The 3,315-nt window shown below is 69.5% G+C and carries 4 protein-coding genes and 1 pseudogene; 2 read left to right on the plus strand and 3 right to left on the minus strand.

Going from position 1 to position 3,315, the window contains the following annotated elements:
* Positions 1-8 precede the first annotated feature (8 nt).
* Positions 9-284: pseudogene (locus tag C1J00_RS40755) on the minus strand (hypothetical protein).
* Positions 285-349: 65 nt separating this feature from the next.
* Positions 350-928 (minus strand): PadR family transcriptional regulator, encoded by a 579-nt coding sequence (locus tag C1J00_RS40760; protein WP_102913882.1) that lies wholly within the window; start codon positions 926-928, stop codon positions 350-352.
* Positions 929-1,053: 125 nt separating this feature from the next.
* On the opposite strand from C1J00_RS40760, the gene C1J00_RS40765 reads away from it, so the two are divergent.
* Complete coding sequence (locus C1J00_RS40765) at positions 1,054-1,446, plus strand: ester cyclase (protein WP_245936705.1); 393 nt, start codon at positions 1,054-1,056, stop codon at positions 1,444-1,446.
* Between the two features lie 115 nt (positions 1,447-1,561).
* Here C1J00_RS40765 and C1J00_RS40770 read toward each other — a convergent pair whose 3' ends face one another.
* The gene (locus C1J00_RS40770) at positions 1,562-2,473 is read right to left on the minus strand and encodes an EamA family transporter (RefSeq protein ID WP_245936706.1); all 912 of its coding nucleotides are present in this window, start codon (positions 2,471-2,473) and stop codon (positions 1,562-1,564) included.
* Positions 2,474-2,541: 68 nt separating this feature from the next.
* Here C1J00_RS40770 and C1J00_RS40775 point away from each other — a divergent pair.
* Positions 2,542-3,315, plus strand: a 774-nt coding sequence (locus tag C1J00_RS40775) for a LysR family transcriptional regulator (RefSeq protein ID WP_102913884.1), incomplete at its 3' end; no start/stop codon positions are given.

A 3,315-nucleotide genomic window follows, 5' to 3' on the forward strand; every position in this document is an offset into this window, starting at 1 on the left:
GTGCGGGTCTAGTTGCCGCCGGCGCGGCGGCGGGGGCGGCGCGGGGCGCCTGGACGGGGCCCTGCCACGTCAGCTCGATGGCGACCTCCGGCGGAAGGTGGCCGAGTTGTGCGTCCTCGTCACCCTCTTCGGCGAGGTAGACGACGGTCCGGCCGGTCTCGTCGACCGACTGCAAGACCTGCGCCAAGGCGGTGCGCCATCGGGAAGAACGGGTTCATGGCCTGGCGGACCGGAGCACTCCGGTCGCAGCCGGACAACAGGTCAATGAGATCGCCGACGGTCATGACATCGGCGGCGGAGCCCTGGTCGTCGTACTAGGAAGCAGGCATGGAGATACCTCCGTGGGCGGTCAGCTCGCGGGAACGGCGGGCGCATGCGGATCGCTGTCGGTGCATGCGGTGTCGAATGCGGGCGGCTTCTCCCCGAGGGTCTCGCGCAGCCAAATCCGTTCGGCGCGGCTGGTGGCGCGGGCGGTCAGCAGCATGCAGCGTCGGTAGGGGTCGGCGATCTCCTCGGCACGCAGGGGCCGGTCACTGTCGTAGAAGAAGCTCGCCGGTTCCTCCAGGAACTCCAGCCGCCTGCGCAGCACCGCGTGCTGTTCGGCCACGTCGGGCAGGTGGGAGAGGAATGCCAGGACGACGTAGAACCGGGTGAAGTCGGTGATCTCGTGGTCGGCGGGCTTGCGCAGACGCTGAAGCATTTCGGCCCGCCCTGGCTCGGTCAGACTGAGCACGTACCGGGCCGTCCCTGCGGCCGGGTCGGCGCGCCGCTCGATCAAGCCCGCCTTGGTCAAACGATTGATCGCCGGATACAGGCTGCCATCGCTGACCGGCCGCGTGTAACCGGTCAGCTGTGAGACCCGGCGGCGCAGCTCGTGTCCAGGCAGAGGGCCCTCGGCCAGGAAACCGAGGATCGCGAGTTCCAACATGAGTCCATCTTCGCACGCTCACATCGAACCGATGTGGACATCGATTCGATGTTAGGCTCTCAGGTGTCCACCCACCGTCTTTGGAGAGGCACAGCGAGATGCCGCCGCAGTCCACCGAGTCAGTGATGAACCGCTTCGTCGAGTTCATCAACACGGGCGATGAGGGTCTCGCTCGCGAGGTCATCTCTTCGGACGCGGTGTTCCACGCACCGAGTCACCCGGAACCACTGCGGGGGCCCGATGGGTACATGGAAGTCCTTGGGATGATGCGCAGCGCCTTCCCGGACATCCAGTGGACGCTGGAGGAGACGGTCACCGAAGGCGACACGGCCGCCGCGCGGTTCACCATGTGGGGAACCCACGACGGTGAATTCTTCGGGGTCCCGGCGAGCGGCAACAAGATCTCGGTGCAGGCCATGAACTTCTACTATCTGGCCGACGGCCGGATTGTCGGGGAACGGGCTCAGCCCGACCTCCTCGGGGTGATGCAGCAGATCGGTGCCGTACCGGCGCCGTGAAGCCAGTCGTGCTGGGTGCCGTCTTCGCGCGGAACCATCGCCGTCGGGAAGGGACCGCAAATCGCTGCGGCAGAGGGCGAAGGGCAACACCGGGGCGTGGGCGTCCGGCGCGGGTTCACCGCGGGAGGTTGGTCTTCCTTCGAGTGTTGGCGGCGGTGCCCACGGAGACGGCGTTGGCGGTGACGATCACGGTGATGGCCAGCCATGATGCCGCGCCGAGGTGCTGGTCGAGGACGAGCATGCCGATCAGAGCGGCGAACACCGGGTTGACGCTCATGAAGATCCCGAAGAAGCGGGCGGGGACCCGGCGCAGCGCGAGCAGGTCGGCGAGAAACGGCACCGCGGAGGACAGCACACCGGCGGCCAGCGCGCACAGCAAGGCGCCGACGGTGGGCTGGTGGAGCCACAGGGCGGCGGCGCCGAGGGGCAGGTAGAGCAGGCCGGAGACGGCCGCAGCGGCGGCCGATCCCTGCAGCCCGGGCAGGCGCTCGCCCACGGTGCGGTTGAGCAGGATGTAACAGCCCCAGCAGACGGCGGCGATCAGTGCCAGGCCGATGCCGAGATAGTCCGTACTGGGCCGGGGACGGGTGAGGACCACAACGCCCGCCGCGGCGACCAGAGCACAGGCCAGATCGATACGGCGGCGGGAGCTTGCCAGCGCCACCGCGAGCGGGCCGAGGAACTCCAGGGTGACCGCCAGGCCGAGCCCGATCCGGTCGATCGCCGCATACAGCGTGAGGTTCATGGTCGCGAACACCGCGGCAAGTCCCAGGACCGGACGCCACTGCGCGGCGGTGAAGGAACGCAGGTTCGGCCGGCCGGCGCTCAGCAGCACCACGGCGGCCACCCACTGGCGCACCGCCACCACTCCCACCGGTCCGAGCACCGGGAAGGCGAGCGCGGCGACTGATGCCCCGACCTGGTTGGACAGGCCGCTGCCCACCATCAGCGCCACCCCGGACCACCGGGGCGACGCCCCCTGCGCCGCGGCGGCCGACGTCGTCTCTGCGCGAGCTTCGAGTGTCATGGCACGACCATCCGGCGGACCGCCGCATACGCAAAATGCATCCGAAGTCTCAGCTATACGCTGAACACATGGATGGTCGTACGGAACTGGAGCTGCGGCACCTGCGCTGTCTGGTCGAGATCGTCGACGCCGGCAGCTTCACCGACGCCGCGATCGAGCTGGGCATCTCCCAGGCCGCGGTCTCCCGCACACTGCTCGCGCTGGAGCGGATCCTCGGCGTGCGACTTCTGCACCGCACCAGCCGCACTGTCACCCCCACCACCGCAGGCGTACAGGTTCTCGCCCGCGCCCGGAATCTCCTGGCCGACGCCGACGAACTGGTCCACCAGGCCACCACCGGCCACACCCGGCTCCACATCGGCCACGCCTGGTCCGCGATGGGCCGCCACACCGCCGAGTTCCAGCGCCGCTGGCACGACCGCTACCCCGACGTCGAACTCCACCTGATCCGCCACAACACTCCCAGCGGCGGCCTCGCCGAGGGCCTGTGCGACCTGGCCGTCCTCCGCACCCCAGTCGACACCCGCCGCTACGCCCACGCCCTCGTCGGCCACGAACGCCGCTACGTCGCCCTCGCCTCCGACGACCCATGGACCAGACGTCGCAGCATCCGCCTGGCGGAGATCTGCGAGCGCACCCTGGTGGTGGACCGCCGCACCGGCACCACCACCTTGGACCTGTGGCCCGAAGACGCCCGCCCCGCCGTGGAGTACACCCGCGACGTCGACGACTGGCTCGCCACCGTTGCCACCGGCCGCTCTGTCGGCGTCACCCCGCAAGCCACCGTCACCCAGTACCGCCGCGACGGCATCACCTATCGCCCCCTGCGCGACGCCATCCCC

This window comes from Streptomyces cahuitamycinicus (genome assembly GCF_002891435.1).
GTDB classification, from domain to species: Bacteria; Actinomycetota; Actinomycetes; order Streptomycetales; family Streptomycetaceae; genus Streptomyces; species Streptomyces cahuitamycinicus.